The sequence below is a fragment of the Vibrio sp. HI00D65 genome (genome assembly GCF_001635455.1).
GTDB lineage: Bacteria > Pseudomonadota > Gammaproteobacteria > Enterobacterales > Vibrionaceae > Vibrio.
The window spans coordinates 64,097-81,312 of sequence record NZ_LWEH01000123.1 but is presented as its reverse complement, the minus strand read 5'-3'; the positions used below and the strand labels follow the sequence as shown (position 1 = coordinate 81,312).

Annotated in this window: 16 protein-coding genes, 1 pseudogene and 1 other annotated feature; of the genes and pseudogenes, 12 read left to right on the top strand and 5 right to left on the bottom strand. The window is 44.0% G+C overall.

The window, feature by feature from the left end:
- Positions 1-94: 94 nt before the first annotated feature.
- Both arcB and A3712_RS10535 read left to right on the top strand, forming a co-directional pair.
- Positions 95-2,446, top strand: a complete 2,352-nt coding sequence (gene arcB, locus A3712_RS10540; protein WP_063523385.1) for an aerobic respiration two-component sensor histidine kinase ArcB — start codon at positions 95-97, stop codon at positions 2,444-2,446.
- Positions 2,447-2,453: 7 nt separating this feature from the next.
- A complete protein-coding gene (locus tag A3712_RS10535; RefSeq protein ID WP_063523384.1) occupies positions 2,454-2,897 on the top strand; it encodes a hypothetical protein in 444 nt (147 codons plus the stop codon).
- A gap of 126 nt (positions 2,898-3,023) precedes the next feature.
- On the opposite strand, the gene arcA is transcribed toward A3712_RS10535, so the two are convergent.
- Both arcA and A3712_RS28845 read right to left on the bottom strand, forming a co-directional pair.
- Positions 3,024-3,740 (bottom strand): two-component system response regulator ArcA, encoded by a 717-nt coding sequence (gene arcA, locus A3712_RS10530; protein ID WP_063523383.1) that lies wholly within the window; start codon positions 3,738-3,740, stop codon positions 3,024-3,026.
- Positions 3,741-4,115: 375 nt separating this feature from the next.
- A pseudogene (locus A3712_RS28845) lies at positions 4,116-4,265 on the bottom strand (ribonuclease activity regulator protein RraA); the annotation flags it as partial.
- Positions 4,266-4,317: 52 nt separating this feature from the next.
- On the opposite strand from A3712_RS28845, the gene A3712_RS10525 reads away from it, so the two are divergent.
- Positions 4,318-4,803 carry a putative 4-hydroxy-4-methyl-2-oxoglutarate aldolase gene (locus tag A3712_RS10525; RefSeq protein ID WP_063523382.1) on the top strand — a complete coding sequence of 162 codons (486 nt, stop codon included), beginning with the start codon at positions 4,318-4,320 and terminating at the stop codon, positions 4,801-4,803.
- A 28-nt stretch (positions 4,804-4,831) separates the two neighbouring features.
- On the opposite strand, the gene A3712_RS10520 is transcribed toward A3712_RS10525, so the two are convergent.
- Complete coding sequence (locus A3712_RS10520) at positions 4,832-5,290, bottom strand: hypothetical protein (RefSeq protein WP_063523381.1); 459 nt, start codon at positions 5,288-5,290, stop codon at positions 4,832-4,834.
- A 314-nt stretch (positions 5,291-5,604) separates the two neighbouring features.
- Positions 5,605-5,723 (top strand) — a sequence feature (Thr leader region).
- Between the two features lie 31 nt (positions 5,724-5,754).
- Between A3712_RS10520 and thrA the strand changes: the two genes are divergently transcribed.
- From thrA to A3712_RS10500, 4 genes are all read left to right on the top strand, one after another.
- On the top strand, positions 5,755-8,214 hold the full coding sequence (thrA, locus tag A3712_RS10515) for a bifunctional aspartate kinase/homoserine dehydrogenase I (RefSeq protein ID WP_063523380.1): 2,460 nt from the start codon (positions 5,755-5,757) through the stop codon (positions 8,212-8,214).
- Positions 8,215-8,231: 17 nt separating this feature from the next.
- Complete coding sequence (thrB, locus tag A3712_RS10510) at positions 8,232-9,188, top strand: homoserine kinase (RefSeq protein WP_063523519.1); 957 nt, start codon at positions 8,232-8,234, stop codon at positions 9,186-9,188.
- Entirely contained in the window at positions 9,185-10,471 is a 1,287-nt protein-coding gene (thrC, locus tag A3712_RS10505) for a threonine synthase (RefSeq protein ID WP_063523379.1), read from the top strand. Before thrB ends, thrC begins: the two co-directional genes overlap by 4 nt.
- A 176-nt stretch (positions 10,472-10,647) precedes the next feature.
- A complete protein-coding gene (locus tag A3712_RS10500; RefSeq protein WP_063523378.1) occupies positions 10,648-11,307 on the top strand; it encodes an NADPH-dependent FMN reductase in 660 nt (219 codons plus the stop codon).
- Between the two features lie 95 nt (positions 11,308-11,402).
- Here the strand turns inward: A3712_RS10500 and grcA are convergent, their stop codons facing one another.
- On the bottom strand, positions 11,403-11,780 hold the full coding sequence (grcA, locus tag A3712_RS10495) for an autonomous glycyl radical cofactor GrcA (RefSeq protein WP_004739575.1): 378 nt from the start codon (positions 11,778-11,780) through the stop codon (positions 11,403-11,405).
- A gap of 326 nt (positions 11,781-12,106) precedes the next feature.
- Here grcA and nfo point away from each other — a divergent pair, with 326 nt between their 5' ends.
- The 4 genes from nfo to A3712_RS10480 all read left to right on the top strand — a co-directional run bounded on the left by nfo (position 12,107) and on the right by A3712_RS10480 (position 14,730).
- Positions 12,107-13,015: a deoxyribonuclease IV gene (gene nfo / locus A3712_RS10490; RefSeq protein ID WP_063523377.1), complete on the top strand. Its 909-nt coding sequence runs from the start codon at positions 12,107-12,109 to the stop codon at positions 13,013-13,015.
- Positions 13,016-13,122: 107 nt separating this feature from the next.
- Positions 13,123-13,245, top strand: coding sequence for a hypothetical protein (locus A3712_RS28620; RefSeq protein WP_269451418.1), 123 nt, complete (start codon positions 13,123-13,125; stop codon positions 13,243-13,245).
- Positions 13,246-13,411: 166 nt separating this feature from the next.
- The gene (gene ung, locus A3712_RS10485) at positions 13,412-14,092 is read left to right on the top strand and encodes a uracil-DNA glycosylase (RefSeq protein WP_063523376.1); all 681 of its coding nucleotides are present in this window, start codon (positions 13,412-13,414) and stop codon (positions 14,090-14,092) included.
- 86 nt (positions 14,093-14,178) lie between these two features.
- Positions 14,179-14,730 (top strand): hemerythrin domain-containing protein, encoded by a 552-nt coding sequence (locus A3712_RS10480; protein WP_063523375.1) that lies wholly within the window; start codon positions 14,179-14,181, stop codon positions 14,728-14,730.
- A 143-nt stretch (positions 14,731-14,873) separates the two neighbouring features.
- Here A3712_RS10480 and A3712_RS10475 read toward each other — a convergent pair whose 3' ends face one another.
- Positions 14,874-15,062, bottom strand: a complete 189-nt coding sequence (locus A3712_RS10475) for a DUF3545 family protein (RefSeq protein WP_063523374.1) — start codon at positions 15,060-15,062, stop codon at positions 14,874-14,876.
- A gap of 709 nt (positions 15,063-15,771) precedes the next feature.
- On the opposite strand from A3712_RS10475, the gene A3712_RS10470 reads away from it, so the two are divergent.
- A complete protein-coding gene (locus A3712_RS10470) occupies positions 15,772-17,199 on the top strand; it encodes an alanine/glycine:cation symporter family protein (RefSeq protein WP_063523518.1) in 1,428 nt (475 codons plus the stop codon).
- Positions 17,200-17,216: the final 17 nt, after the last annotated feature.

The following is a 17,216-nucleotide window of genomic DNA, read 5'->3' as shown; positions in this document are numbered from 1 at the left end:
TAACCCAACTCTCTTGCTGCATGTGATGCAGCTAGCTTACCTCCTATCTTCAAACAGGGTAGAATGTTGCTAGTCTTATCGCATGGAGCGCTAAATGAAACCCATGAAAAATCTTGCCCAGTATTACGTGGATCTACTCGTAAAACTGGGGATTGTCCGCTTTTCTATCTTACTCGCCCTAGCGCTTGTTGCCCTCGCCGTTGTTGTACAGGTCGGCATTACTCTCGCACTTAAAGGCAATGTTGATGACATCGATATTGTCCGTTCTGTTTTCTTTGGTTTAGTGATTACACCTTGGGCGGTTTATTTCCTTTCTGTAGTGGTTGATCAGCTTGAAGAGTCTCGTCAGCGTTTAGCTAAGTTAGTCTCTAAGCTTGGTGATATGCGAGAGCGCGATCAAGAGTTGAATAATAAGCTTCAGCTCAACATCGAGAAGCTCAATCAAGAAATTGAAGAGCGTGAAAAAGCTGAAGAAGCGCGTGCTGAAGCGATGCATGACCTCGAAAATGAGGTGTTTCAGCGTGAGCGGACTCAGCTGGAACTTGCAGAGCGAACAGCGTTGCTACGCTCGTTTATTGATGCCTCGCCAGACCTTATTTACTACCGCAATGAAGACGGTGTATTCTCGGGTTGTAACCGAGCTGTGGAAGAGCTTACCGGAAAGGCTGAAAAAGACTTGGTGGGTTTGACGCCGTGGGATGTCTACAGTAAAGAAATCGCTCAGCAAGTTGTTGAAACCGACAAGAAAGTTTTTGCTGATAACCAGGCTCTGACCTACGATCAATGGCTTGAATACCCAGATGGACGTAAGAGCTACTTCGAACTGCGTAAGGTCCCTTTCTACAGCAAAGATGGTCGCCACCTTGGTTTGGTGGGCTTTGGTCGTGATATTACCGAGCGTAAAGAGCACCAAGAGTCTATCGAGAAAGCCAGCCGCGATAAGACTACTTTCATTTCTACCATTAGCCACGAGTTAAGAACACCGCTTAACGGCATTATTGGTTTAAGCCGTATGTTGCTCGATAGTCAATTGACTACAGAGCAGCGTAAGCAGATGCAAACCATCAAAGTGAGTGCGGTAACACTGGGTAATATCTTTAACGATATTATCGATATGGATAAGTTCGACCGTCGCAAGCTTGAGCTATTCCCAACCCCAATCAACTTTGAAGACTTTGTGGTGGAGATCGAAAGTATTTCCGCACTAATGGCTGAACAGAAAGGATTGAGGTTCGACTTAGAACGACTGTCTGATCTTCCAGTCGCTGTTGAGGTTGACGGCACTCGTCTAAGACAGGTGCTATGGAATCTTGTCAGCAACGCAATGAAGTTCACCAAAGATGGTGGTGTGGTGATGACTGTCAGTGCCGATATTGATGGTGACTTTGCCAACATCACCATGGAAGTCGAAGATACGGGTATTGGTATCCCTGAAAGCGAACTTGAGAAGATTTTCGCGATGTACTACCAGGTGAAGTCGGGTACCGATAACTTGCATGCTGTGGGTACCGGTATCGGCCTTGCTGTCTCTAAACAGCTGATCAACATGATGGATGGCGACATTGAAGTGACCAGTGAAGAAGGCTTTGGTAGTACCTTTACGGTTTCGATTCGTGTGCCGGTTAATCATGATACTCAAGCCTTGATTAAGACACCTCGAAAACAGTCGAACCTTAAGATCTTCATGGTTGAAGATATCGAACTCAATATCACGGTTGCGCGCTCGCTGTTGGAAAGCTTAGGTCATGAAGTGACTGTGGTGATGACAGGTAAAGAGGCGCAAATTGCCTTTAACCCAGAAGATTATGACTTGGTATTGTTGGATATCCAGCTACCAGATATGACAGGCTTCGACATTGCTCAGTACTACCGTGAGAAATACAGCCAACTACCGCCATTAGTAGCATTGACTGCAAATGTACTTAGCAACAAGCAAGAGTACTTCCAGAAAGGTATGGATGAGGCGATCAGTAAACCGCTATCCGTGAGAGCGATTCAAGATGTGATTAGCGAACTCATTGAGGATACACCAGAGGTTGTTGAAGAAGCCGAAGTGACCGAAAAGGTCAACGAGAATAAGCCGACGATTTCTTCTATTGATACCAGTTTGCTTGATATTGATATGCTAGAGTCTTACGTTGACATTGTTGGATCGAAGCCGGTTTTAGATAGCATCGTGATGTTTGAAGATATGATGCCGGAGTATATGGAAATATTGAACTCCAACATGGTCGCGAAAGACCAAGCCAGTATCGTCTCTGAGGCTCATAAGATTAAAGGTGCTGCAGGTTCAATTGGTTTGAAACGCATCCAGCAAGTGGCTCAGAAAGCTCAATCTCCAGACCTACCAGCTTGGTGGGAAAATATTTCAGATTGGGTCGATGAGATTAATAACGAATACCAGAATGATATTGAAGTCTTAAAGAGTTGGTTAAACCAAAGGTAGAAGAATAATGAAAAAATTAGCATTCGCCGCATGCGTAGTGGCATTAGCGGGCTGTGCTGCACCACAAGTTGAGTGGCAGCAGGACAACCAAGTTGAAGTATCTGCAGCGACAGTCACAATGAAAAGCAACCTTTGGCACAACAAGATGCCGACCATCGGAGAGACTCAAGACAAGACTCTGCATGGCGCTATTTACCTAGAATCAGATTCAGAATTACCGGCAACGCTGGCTGTGGAGAGTGTGACCGTTAAGCAAGGTGCAGATACCTTGTTAGTAACGGCTGACGATCTTGAGCTAAGAACGCACAGCGAGACTCAGTGGGAAGTTGCGTTTGTATGGCAGCTAGAGATCGACAGCGAAAAGCCGGTTGATGTTGCGGTTGAACTGAAAGACGGTGAAACGGTGAAGTGGCTAGTGGAGAAAGACGTTAAGGTCGATACGGTTTACTAAACCTTATTCAATCCAGAACTACAAAAAAGGGAGAATGCGTTGGCATTCTCCCTTTTTGATAACTATTGATTGCGCTTCTACTGTAATAAAACACTCAGTGCTAAACGATTAGAAACGCCAATCTAATTAGTCTTCTAGGTCACCACAGAAGCGGTAGCCTTCACCGTGAATTGTTGCGATGATTTCTGGTGTACCAGAAACAGATTCAAAGTGCTTACGAATACGACGGATTGTTACGTCTACAGTACGATCGTGTGGCTTAAGCTCACGGCCTGTCATCTTCTTAAGAAGGTCTGCACGTGTTTGGATCTTACCTGGGTTCTCACAGAAGTGAAGTAGAGCACGGAACTCTGAACGAGGTAGCTTGTAGCCTTCGCCGTCTGGGTTAACCAGAGAACGACTGTTGATATCTAGTACCCAACCGTTGAACTCGTACTTCTCAACGCTGCGCTTCTCTTCTTGAACAGAGCTTGTGCTCATTGAACGGTTAAGAAGGTTGCGTGCGCGGATAGTCAGTTCACGAGGATTGAAAGGCTTAGTGATGTAATCATCAGCGCCGATTTCTAGGCCTAGGATCTTATCAACTTCATTATCACGACCAGTTAAGAACATAAGCGCTACATTTGCTTGCTCACGTAGTTCACGCGCAAGTAGTAGGCCATTCTTACCTGGAAGGTTGATGTCCATAATTACAAGGTTAACTTGGTTGTCAGATAGCACTTGGTGCATCTCTTCACCGTCGCTAGCCTCAAAAACAGCATATCCCTCTGCTTCAAAAATACTCTTTAGAGTGTTACGAGTTACTTGCTCATCTTCAACGATAAGAATCTGCGGGGTTTGCATTTGGCGGTACCTAAATTTGTGACGAAACTGTGCTAATAGAATAAATTCTAGGCAAAAACATAACATACAGGTAATGTATTTTTGATGATAACTTAAAGTTTTCAAAAAAACACTTACTTCCAGCTATCTGCCTTCCTTGAAGTATTGCCCAACAACGTAGATCCAGTACGCCTTTCAATCATTCTTTTAGTGATTGCAACGGATTCTATAATGTTAACAGCATGCTAACAACGTGAGAATGTTAATTCCATTCACTTTGTTGATTTACATCAATCGCCGTATCGCAACAAACTTTAATAGTATGGCTACAACTTAACCAGTGGTATGGTGATTATTTAGCAGGAGAACAAGAATGATTATTCGAGATGGTGACCACATCTCACCTGCTAACGAACTGATTATGAACCAAGGAAGCCGAAAGCTGTCTTTAGATTCTAGTAGATAAATATGTTCAATCAAGCCTAATTCAGTATTAGGTTGAGCATAGAACAATGAAAACAAAGGAATAATTTTTAATAACAATATAAAGCATAGGGGATCGCCTGATTTACAGGTCTGCCTTACTCATGGAGGATATATGCACGATATAACACCTGACTTATGCGATGAGTTTGAAAGCAAAGTCACCTTACTTGACCTACCTTTGCAGAACTTCGGACAACGTGGTGCGTTCTGGGGAAAAATTGTAACAGTTCGTTGTTATCACGATAATTCCAAGGTTCGTGAGGTATTAGATACCGACGGCAACGGTAAAGTGTTGGTTGTCGACGGAAATGGCTCGTGTCAAAAAGCGCTACTTGGCGATCAACTCGCTATTCTTGCTATAGAAAATGGTTGGGAGGGCGTGATTGTTAACGGCGCTGTGCGTGATGTGGGCATGATGTCGCAAATGGACTTGGGTGTTCAGGCGCTAGGTGCATCACCATTCAAAACAGAGAAGCGCGGTGTGGGACAAGTGAATGTGACATTGACAGTGCACAATCAATTGATTCAGCCTGGTGATTACATCTATGCAGATTGGAATGGTGTGTTAATTTCATCTGAGCTGTTGCTTGAATCTTAGTTTATTTACCTATATCAAGCTTATTAGGTTAGAAGCGAAATCCTAACCCTACTTCGACACCTTGCTGCCACTCTTCGTAATCAAGGGTGGCATGCAAATCCAAGTTGTCTGTTAGTTGTACTCGGCTCGATACTTCAGCTGCGACAGACTGCTCATTCTCTTCAGTTTCATCTTTATAGGTATGAAGAGAACTGTTGAAAGAGATCCTTTCTGAGAACTGGTAACTGACACCGCTCAAGAATCCATTTTCGTGTTTCAATGATGCACTGTTGATCCGCGTACCGACATACAGATCCACATCGCCAAACAAGCTATAGGCGTAGCCACTGTCGACTTTCCACGTATCGAAATTCTCGTTGGACGCATTTTGGGATGAGATAAAGAATTTGTGTGCTGAACGATCAATCTGACTAGGTAATAAGGGCAAGCTATTCGCTGAACAAACAACAGGCATAGCAAATGCTGAAAGAATAAGTAATCTTTTCACTTCCCACTCCTGATGTTATTTATTATTGTTTTTGAACGTTATCGTTCAATTAAAGCACAGTTCTTGTATGCTTGCTGAACAATCGATATAGCATTTTGTTATGAACCTATATGAAATTGGTTGCTTCTTTGTTCGTTAATCAAACTGTATCTTCGAATTATCGGTGCACAATGGATGTTTTATCACTGAAATGACGGTTTGCTCTGAAAAACGCTTCGAATGTAAAAAAACGCAACTTTTCATTGACGTCTAGTGGTAAAAATTGATAAACGTAGAGTAAAGCACAAGCAGAGAATTTGATATGCAGCACTTAAGCCACCTAGTAATGACCACAACCATTATTATTACCGACATTAACATTGTTGGGGCAGGCTGCTAAGTAACGGATTTTAAAAAAAAGGCCTGTATCCAACAAGATACAGGCCTTTTTTTTTGTACCATTTTTATGACTCATGGAGAAAGGGATGCGCGTTTTAAAGTTTGGAGGTTCATCATTAGCTGATGCAGATCGTTTTTTACGAGCGGCTGATATCATCGCTAATAATGCCCAGCAAGAAGAGCTAGCCGTTGTACTATCGGCTCCAGGAAAAACAACCAATAAGTTGGTCGCTGTTATCGAAGCTGCACTGAAAAATGGTGAAGCTGAAGCACAAATTACAGAGATCGAATCTTCATTTAATACTCTGTTTGCAGAGATCAAAGCGGTTGTGCCTTCTATTGATGGTTCAGCGTTTCAAGAGCAGGTCGATACCTCTCTTACTCAGTTAAAGCAGTTCGTGAATGGCATTAACCTACTTGGTATGTGTCCGAATCACGTCAATGCTCGCATCATCAGTAAAGGTGAGCGAATCTCTATCCAGTTAATGAAAGCGGTATTGGAAGCGAAAGGCCAACCGGCCAGCCTGATTGACTCTGTTCAATACCTATATGCTAAAGGTGATCACCTAGAAGCTATGGTCGATGTGGATGTCTCTACTCAGAACTTCCAACAGTCTCCACTTCCGAAAGGCCACGTTAACATCATGCCTGGCTTTACTGCTGGTAATGAGAAAGGCGAGTTAGTCACGCTTGGTCGTAATGGCTCTGACTACTCAGCGGCTGTGTTAGCGGCGTGTCTACGTGCTGATTGCTGTGAAATTTGGACTGATGTCGATGGCGTTTACAACTGTGACCCGCGCTTAGTTGACGATGCTCGTCTACTTAAGTCTTTAAGTTACCAAGAAGCGATGGAGCTTTCTTACTTCGGTGCTTCGGTTCTACACCCTAAAACCATTGCGCCTATCGCACAATTCCATATTCCCTGTCTGATCAAAAACAGCTTTAACCCTCAAGGTGCGGGCACACTTATTGGTCAAGACACTGGTGAAGATAACCTAGCGATCAAAGGTATTACGACACTAAGTGACCTAACGATGGTTAACGTATCTGGCCCTGGCATGAAAGGCATGGTAGGTATGGCGAGCCGAGTATTCGGTGCAATGTCTTCAGCTGGTGTTTCTATTGTTCTTATTACTCAGTCGTCCTCTGAATACAGCATCAGCTTCTGTATCGAATCGGCTGACAAGTTAAAAGCTAAGCAAGTGCTATCAGAAGCATTTGAACTTGAACTTAAAGATGGCCTGTTAGAGCCAGTTGAGTTCATGGACGACGTTGCTATCGTGACGCTGGTGGGCGATGGTATGCGTACTTCACGTGGCGTTGCTTCTCAGTTCTTCTCTTCTTTAGCTGAAGTGAACGTTAACATTGTGGCGATTGCACAAGGCTCATCTGAGCGCGCTATCTCTGCTGTTATCCCTGAAGATAAAATTTCAGAAGCAATCAAAGCGTGTCACGAGAACCTATTTAACTCTAAGCACTTCCTTGATGTATTCGTTGTGGGTGTTGGCGGTGTTGGTGGTGAACTTGTTGACCAGATCCAACGTCAGCAGGGCAAACTGGCTGAAAAAGGCATCGTGATCCGCGTATGTGGTTTAGCCAACAGCAAAGGCTTGTTGCTAGACAGTGAAGGCCTACCACTAGAACAGTGGCGTGATCGCATGTCGAGCGCGACCGAAGAGTTCAGCCTAGCTCGCTTAGCGGCTCTTGTTCAACGCAACCATATCATCAACCCAGTATTGGTTGATTGTACGTCTAGTGAAGATATTGCAGCGCAGTATGCTGACTTCCTAGCAGCAGGATTCCACGTAGTAACACCAAACAAGAAAGCAAACACAGCAAGCATGTCTTACTACCATCAGCTGCGTGAAGTTGCACGTAACTCACGTCGTAAGCTGATGTATGAGACAACCGTAGGCGCAGGTCTGCCAGTAATCGAAAACCTACAGAACCTAATCTCTGCAGGTGATGAACTTGAGAAGTTCAACGGTATTCTGTCTGGTTCTCTTTCTTACATCTTCGGTAAGCTTGATGAAGGCATGACACTGAGCCAAGCAACGAACATCGCTAAAGAGAATGGTTTTACTGAACCTGACCCACGTGATGATCTATCAGGTATGGATGTGGCGCGTAAGCTGCTTATCCTAGCTCGTGAAGCTGGCATGGCGCTTGAACTTGAAGATGTGGAAGTCGACCAAGCTCTACCACCAGGTTTTGATGATTCAGGTACGGTTGAAGAGTTCATGGCTCGCTTACCTGAAGCGGATGCTTACTTCCAAGAGCAATCAGCTATCGCAGCAGAAGAAGGCAAAGTACTTCGTTATGTTGGTGAAATCGCGGAAGGTAAGTGTAAGGTTCGTATCGCAGCTGTTGATGGCGACGACCCAATGTTCAAGATTAAAGATGGCGAGAACGCTCTAGCATTCTACAGCCGTTACTACCAACCAATCCCACTTGTTCTTCGCGGCTACGGTGCCGGTACTGAAGTAACAGCAGCAGGCGTATTCTCTGATGTGATGCGTACTCTTGGTTGGAAATTAGGAGTTTAGGAATGAGTTCAAGTGAAATGGATGTTGTCGTTTATGCTCCTGCATCAATCGGTAACGTCAGTGTAGGCTTTGATGTACTGGGGGCCGCCGTGTCTCCAGTGGATGGCACACTGCTGGGTGACCGAGTTATGGTTCAAGCAGGTGATGAACCATTCTCACTTAAAACAGCAGGCAGCTTTGTTTCTAAGCTGCCTGCTGAAGCGAAGGAAAATATCGTCTACGACTGTTGGGTGGTGTTCTCTAGAGAGCTAGATAAGAAAGGCGTTGCGCTTAAGCCACTGGAAATGACACTAGAAAAGAATATGCCTATCGGTTCCGGCTTAGGTTCAAGTGCATGTTCAATCGTAGCGGCGCTTGATGCGCTAAACCGTTTTCATGGTCAGCCACTGGATGAAACTGAACTGCTTGCCTTAATGGGTGAAATGGAAGGTAAAATTTCAGGCGGCGTGCACTACGATAACGTAGCACCTTGCTACCTAGGTGGTGTGCAATTGATGCTTGAAGAGCTAGGCATCATTAGCCAAGAAGTCCCATGTTTTGATGACTGGTATTGGGTAATGGCTTACCCGGGCATTAAGGTTTCAACAGCAGAAGCGCGAGAGATCTTACCGTCTCAGTACCGTCGCCAAGATATCATTGCACATGGTCGCCATTTAGCGGGCTTTATCCACGCGTGTCACTCAGGCCAACCTGAGCTGGCAGCGAAGATGATCAAAGACGTGATCGCTGAACCATATCGTGAGAAACTGCTTCCAGGGTTTGCTGACGCACGTAAATATGCGTTGTCGGCTGGTGCATTGGCTACTGGTATTTCCGGTAGCGGCCCAACTCTATTTAGCATTTGCAAAGAACAAGATGTCGCCGAGCGTGTTGCACGCTGGTTAGAACAAAATTACGTACAAAATGAAGAAGGATTCGTTCACGTTTGTCGCCTAGATAAGCAAGGTTCGATCGTTACAGGAAGTGAGTTATGAAACTGTACAACATCAAAGAAAATGATGAACAAGTCTCTTTTGGCCAAGCCGTTCGTCAAGGCTTAGGTCGCAATCAAGGTCTATTTTTCCCATCTGAACTGCCAAAGTTTGATGATATCGATGCGCTGCTAGCAGAGGATTTTGTCCCTCGTAGCTCAAAGATTTTGTCGGCGCTTATCGGTGATGAACTACCGAAAGAGCAGATCGATCAAATGGTGGATGCAGCGTTCCAATTCCCTGCACCAATCAACCAAGTAAAAGGTGGTGTTTACGCACTTGAACTTTTCCATGGTCCAACACTGGCGTTTAAAGATTTTGGTGGCCGCTTCATGGCGCAATCTCTAGCGGCGGTTTCAGATGGTGGTCAAATCACTATTTTGACAGCAACATCAGGTGATACTGGTGCAGCAGTTGCGCATGCTTTCTACGGCATGGAAGACATCAACGTTGTGATTCTTTACCCAAAAGGCAAGATCAGCCCGCTACAAGAAAAACTATTCTGTACGCTGGGTAAGAACATCCACACGGTAGCGATTGATGGCGATTTTGACGCGTGTCAGGCGCTAGTAAAAGATGCATTTGATGACGCAGCACTGCGTGAAGAAATTGGTCTTAACTCAGCAAACTCTATCAACATCAGCCGCTTGATGGCTCAGATCTGTTACTACTTTGAAGCAGCTTCTCAGCTAACCAAAGAGCAGCGTGAAAACCTGGTTATCTCTGTACCAAGTGGTAACTTCGGTAACTTAACGGCTGGTCTTTTGGCGAAAGCGCTTGGCTTACCAGTGAAGCGTTTCATTGCCGCTACCAACGAAAATGACACGGTTCCACGCTACCTAGAAACCGGTGAATGGAATCCAAAGCCAACCGTTGCGACAACATCGAACGCGATGGATGTGAGCCAGCCAAACAACTGGCCTCGTATCGAAGAGCTTTGCCAACTGAAAGGTTGGGGCTTGGATACTCTGGGCAAAGGTAAAGTGTCTGACGAGCAGAGTGCTGAATCAGTACGTGACCTTAAAGCGCAAGGTTACCTTTGTGAGCCACATGGTGCTATCGCTTACCGTCTATTGGATGAACAGTTGCAAGAAGGTGAAACAGGCTTGTTCCTATGTACAGCCCACCCTGCTAAGTTCAAAGAAGTGGTCGATGATATCCTAGGTTCAGATATTGAATTACCGGGCCCGCTAGCAAAACACGCGGCGATGGAGCTATTGTCTGAAGATTTAGATAACGATTTTGAAGCGCTAAAAGCAGTACTTCGTCGTGTCCAACCAGCGTAATGTGTTATAGATATAAGCAGTAGAATTTAGACCATAACAAAAAAGGTGAATGAGCAATCATTCACCTTTTTTATTGCCCGATAGTTTATGAAGTTAACTTTATTTAGGTCATCTCTTAAGGTTAAATGGTTTATCTGGTTAGCAGATTTAATCCAAGCTCAACGGAGAAGGATAGTATGAATTTTTTGATTTTCCTTGGCTCTGTACGTGAGAGTACACCGCCAAGACCTGCTCGATTAGGAATGAGAGTCAGTAAGGCGTGTGCAAAACTCCTAACGAATAAACACTCTGAGCATACGGTTGAAATCATCGATCCACTGGATTACGACTTTGGCGAGGTGTTTAAACCTGAATTTTCTTACCATCGTTCCAAAGTACCTGCACACCTTGCTGAGTTAGCGGACAAGATTGCCAAAGCTGATGGCTACGTGATGGTAAGCCCTGAATACAATCATTCAATGAGCCCAGCATTGGCCAAGATTCTTAATCATTTTGGTAGCTCGCTATTTTCGTATAAGCCGAGTGCGATTGTGACGTATTCTGCGGGGCAGTGGGGCGGGGCAAGAGCATCGGTTTCGATGCGTACCTTCTTATCTGAACTCGGTTGTTTACCGGTTTCTGCGATGATTCATCTATCTAAAGCACAAGAGGTCTTTGATGAAGAGGGTTGTGTTGCCAAAGAGTCAGAGCAAGCTCAATGGGATGAATACATGAACCGAACCTTTCATCAGTTGATGTGGTGGGCACAAGGTGCAGCGTTACAGAGAGATAAGGTGGATCCAACGACGTTAGCAAAAGCCTTCACTAGAGATCCTTCTCAACGAAATGCGCCCTAACCGTTCTATCGGCAAATGTGAGCAGCATAAAAACGAAAAAAGCTTGGTCATTTCTGACCAAGCTTTTTAAATCTTTAACACTCTAGTTTCTGAGATTATAGAGACTCAGTGAACGTACGTGCGATAACGTCACGCTGCTGTTCAGTTGTTAGAGAGTTGAAACGTACAGCGTAACCCGATACACGGATAGTTAGCTGTGGGTAGTTCTCTGGGTGAGCAACTGCGTCTTCTAGTGTTTCACGCTTAAGAACGTTAACGTTTAGGTGTTGGCCACCTTCGATACGTGGTGCTGCTTCGATAGCAACTTCACGGCTCTCGTACTCACCTAGGTCTGCAGCCGGGATAACTTGGTCAGCTTCGAAACCAGCAGTAGCTGCAACACAACGAGCTTCATTCTTTTCGCTGTCTAGTAGCCAGATTGAGTTTAGTAGGTCGTCGTTTGCAGCTTTAGTAATTTGAATACCTTGGATCATAACTATCTCCTAGTCCACTGAATGTGGTTTGATTATGGTGTTAACTTTCGATTTTTATTGAGCTGGATAATATATACCTAATATTTGATGGGTTAATATTGACTTAAGTCAAAAAACAACCAAAAACCATACTCCTAAAAAGGTAGTTATTTTGAGGTGAATCAATAAAGCCCTTGAAAACAATGTGATTACAAAATATTTTAAACTATAAAAAATATTTGACGGTTATATTTGTTGTAATTTTACCACATTTGTTGCACTTTTATTGAGCAGTAACCGATAGGGCCCTTTATTTATGATGTATTCTGAAAGTGTGAAGTGATTTAATGACAAACAAAATTTCATCGTCAAAACCTAAAACAAATATTAAGTTTATTGGCGCTCATGTGTCGGCCGCTGGTGGTGTTGATCAGGCTCCAATGAGAGCTCGAGAGATAGGTGCTAATGCATTCGCACTGTTTACTAAAAACCAGAGGCAGTGGGCAGCAAAGCCGTTAGAAGCTAAAACCATTAGCGCCTTCAAAGCCAGCTGTAAGATGTTAGGTTTTTCAGCGGAGCACATTCTTCCTCACGACTCCTACTTGATTAACCTCGGCGCACCAGAAGAAGAAAAGCTAGAGAAATCGCGCGCTGCCTTTATTGACGAAATGGAGCGTTGTAATCAGCTTGGTCTAACACTACTAAATTTTCATCCTGGGAGTCATTTAAAGAAAATCTCAGAAAGTGAATGCTTGGCTAAGATCGCTGAGTCGATCAACCTCGCTCATCAAGCTGTTCCAGATGTGATTGCGGTGATTGAGAATACATCAGGCCAAGGTACTAACTTGGGTTGGAAGTTTGAGCACCTAGCAGAGATCATCGAGCAAGTAGAAGATAAGTCACGTGTTGGTGTGTGTTTAGATACTTGTCATACCTTTACTGCGGGTTATGACCTAAGAACAAAAGAAGCGTGTGAACACACTTTCGCTGAATTTGACCGTATCGTGGGTATGCACTATCTAAGAGCAATGCACATCAATGATTCAAAGGCTGAGTTCGCGAGCCGAGTTGATAGACACCATTCTTTAGGAAAAGGTGAAATTGGCTGGGATTGTTTCGAGTATGTTGCCTCAGATTCTCGCTTTAATGGTATCCCTCTTATCTTAGAAACGATTGATTCAACGATTTGGAAAGAGGAAATTCAAAAGCTTAGAATGTTTCACCACGCAGCAACGGTTGAGAATAGCGAAGCGTAATAATAGAGGGGAAAATTAATCTTCTCCGTTTTATCGAAACTGGCATCTTTCTTTCATAGCGATTAGGTGAATATGTAGTTCACTGTTTTATAGAGGAGGGTGCCATTATGTATTCTAAAACTCCTACCCCAAGAACGTCTCCAACTACCCATGCTGCAGCTCGCTTACCTGCGCCAAATCGTCATATTCATAGTCATGGTCATCATCGCACTCAACAAAAAAGTGGTTAATCGAGATCAACACAACTTGAGCTGATTATTATGATTCATCAACAAATGAAGCCAGCACATCATGTTTATTGATAGCTGTATGAGGTATAACTAGATCCTTATTTAGGACAGTTAGCCGATACAGCTATTTTTTGTCTAGAGATCTTGATTATTGGGAAGTAAAACGATGAGCGCACCAAAGACTTGGGAATCCATTATTAATGACGAGCGTGAAAAAGAGTACTTTCAAAGTGTTCTCGCTTATGTCGAACAGCAACGTAATAGTGGGAAAACCATCTACCCACCTCAGGAGCAGGTATTTAGCGCTTTCGATATGACGCCCTTTGAATCTGTGCGAGTCGTTATCCTAGGACAAGACCCTTATCACGGTGCTCATCAAGCACACGGCTTGGCTTTCTCTGTATTGCCCGGCGTTAAAATCCCGCCTTCTCTGCGCAACATGTACAAAGAACTGGCACAAGATATCGAAGGTTTTGAAGCACCTAACCATGGTTACCTTGAAGCTTGGGCATCACAAGGGGTGTTGATGTTGAACACTGTTTTGACTGTAGAAGAGGCACAAGCACACTCACATGCAAAATGTGGCTGGGAAACTTTTACCGATGCGATGATTGCTGAACTAAACCAGCGCTCTGAGCCGATCATTTTCTTATTATGGGGTGCACATGCCCAGAAGAAGGGACAAGCAATTGATGTCCAGAAGCACCATGTGTTAGCCGCGCCTCACCCTTCGCCACTATCAGCACGTCGAGGTTTCTTTGGCTGTCAGCATTTTTCAACGGCTAATAAACTGCTATCTTCTATGGAGCAGCAACCTGTCGACTGGCGCCTACCAGCAGAAATGTAGCTTGGTTGTTTTCTGAGCAGGGTCAAATCATAACTCGGTATCTTCATATACACTTATAAATAGTGGGTGTAATGGAGTGCCATACTATGATGATTGAAAGGATAAGACGAGAGCATGGCTATATGGCTCGGTTACTCGCAATACTCAACAATAAGTTAGAGCTGCTAAAGCAGGAGCAAGAGATAAACTATAGCCTGATCGCTGAGGTGGTTCATTACTTGATGAACCATTCAGACAAAGTTCATCACCCTAAAGAAGACGTCATTTATCGCTACTACCTAAAGCAATATGGCAGTGATCCAGCGATTGAGGACTTGGAGTCAGAACACCAGTTGTTATCGGAGAAAACGGTCGATTTTCTGGGTGTTGTCGATATGATTCTCCAAGATGCGGTGGTACCGCAACAGGTCTTTATCGACCTGCTTGAATCCTTTGTGAAAGCGCAACGGAAACACATGGAGTATGAAGAGAAGCAGATACTACCAATGATCGTGCAAGCATTTACGGTGAAGGATTGGCAAAAAGTTGAATCGCAATGGCTTCAGCCAGAAGATGATCCTGTGTTTGGAGATACGATTGCTGACCAGTATCGTCAACTCGCTGATCGCGTGCGACAAAATGAGCAAGAATGTGTTTAGCACCTCGATATCGCTCTCTTTGTAGTAGAGGGGTCCCTTTATTAAAGGTATATAAAGGGGTTTGAAGGTTGAAACGTCACTTGATGAAATAAAAAAGGCACCTTCATAGGTGCCTTTTGCTATCTGTTTTCTTATCGTGCCGATTAAAGCTTTATATCGTCAAGGCTGAAATCAAGTCCTAGGTTCATCTCTCGTAGCTCTTTCTCAAGCTGTCTACGGTCATTGATTGCCTCAATTTCACGCCACTTACGCTTGAGTGGTTTAGAGCGTGTTTTCTGAGTTGAACGTGGCATTTCTAGTTCTGATATTTCATCGAATTGAAAGTTATCCATAAGCCATATCTCCTTCCGTGGGACTAGTTCTTACGAACTATTAAATATCATAATTAGGTTCACAATAACCTTGATTTGTTTCTCATTTGTTTCAAATCCATGAAGGTTTTGTTCTCATTTTTTATGCATGCTCACACATTGTGGTGATTTTTATGTGTAAAAAGTGAGCAAACAAACTGAAGTAAACGATTAAATTACAGGTTGTTGAATGTTAATTCATTGTGCGAAAGGAATAGCACTTTATCGACGATGCATTCAACTGCATATTACGCTTTACTGGAGAGTCACTTATCGTCCTAGAAAAAACGCAGAACTTCACTATACCTTGTAAAACCTAGGCTGGAGTCATTTTTATGGGATGTCGTTCTTGTCGAGGTAGGGCGACTGTGGATGTTGATAGGATGTCCCGATAATGTGACTTTTATTGGGCTGGATTGTTGAAGGTTTTGTTAACAAAAGGTGTGATATTAGTGAAATGTCATTTTTATATAAATTAATTTGCATATTGATTTTTAGATCATCTCGCTGCATTATCCGCCCGTCAAAAATACACCGATACGTAAAATGGATGCATGAAGCGACATTTACAATCTAGATCGTAACAAATAAATATAAAACTAATGCCGATACAACTATTGACACTGGCATAGGTGATCTAGAGGAAGGCTTGGAAGCATGATCGGTGCTTAAACTCAATTACGAGGTTCACGTGACAGACTTAATCAATTTGATGAACGATCTCCTTTGGGGATCTATCTTAGTTTATTTACTGGTTGGTGTGGGTATCTACTTCACCGTACGACTAGGCTTTATTCAATTCCGCCATTTCGGCCACATGTTCTCTGTTCTAAAGAACAGCCGCAAAGCAGACAGTGCTGGTATCTCTTCTTTCCAAGCTCTTTGTACTAGTCTTGCTGCTCGTGTTGGTACGGGTAACATGGCTGGTGTTGCTGTAGCACTTACCGCTGGTGGCCCTGGTGCTATCTTCTGGATGTGGCTAATTGCAATGCTAGGTATGGCAACATCTTTTGCAGAAAGTACGCTAGCACAGCTATACAAAACACGCGATAACGACGGTAACTACCGTGGTGGCCCTGCATACTACATGGAGAAAGGCCTAGGCATGCGTTGGATGGGGGTTCTATTCTCTATCTTCCTAATCATCGCATTCGGTCTTGTATTCAACGCGGTTCAAGCGAACGCAATCGCAAGTGCAATGAATACAGCGTTTGACTTTGAACGCAGCTACACAGGTGTTGGTATCGTAATTATCTCTGCATTCGTTATCTTCGGTGGTATCAGGAAGATCGCACGTACAGCAGAAATCATTGTTCCAATCATGGCATTGGCTTACCTTGCTATTGCGCTGTTCATCATGTTTGCGAACATTGAGAGAGTACCTGAAGTGATCGCTCTTATCTTCAAGAGTGCATTCGGCCTGCAAGAAGCGGCTGCGGGTGGTCTAGGTTACGCAATTGCACAAGCGATGATTAACGGTATCAAACGTGGTCTGTTCTCGAACGAAGCGGGTATGGGTTCTGCGCCAAACGCAGCAGCTTCTGCTACGCCTTACCCACCGCACCCAGCATCACAAGGTTATGTACAAATGCTAGGTGTATTCATGGATACGATCGTTATCTGTTCTGCAACAGTAGCAATCATCCTGATGTCTGGTGAGTATGTACCACACGGTGAAGTAACAGGTATCGAGCTGACTCAACGCGCACTAACAGCACAAGTGGGCTCTTGGGGCGGCATCTTTGTAGCGGTAGCGATTTTCTTCTTCGCTTTCACTTCAATCATTGCAAACTACTCGTACGCTGAAACGAACCTGATTTTCCTAGAGCACAACAATAAGAAAGGTCTAGTGCTATTCCGTATTATTGTACTGGGTATGGTTATGTTTGGTTCTCTTGCAACGCTACCTACGGTATGGGCACTGGCTGACGTATCGATGGGTCTAATGGCGATTGTTAACTTGGTGGCGATTATCTTGCTGTCAGGTATCGTTATTAAGCTAGCGAAGGACTACAACCGCCAACTTGACGCGGGTAAAGTACCGACATTTGATGCAAATGATTTCCCTGAGCTTAAGTCTCAACTGGAAGATGGTATTTGGGACAACAACAAGAAGTAATCTTGTTGGAGCGATAA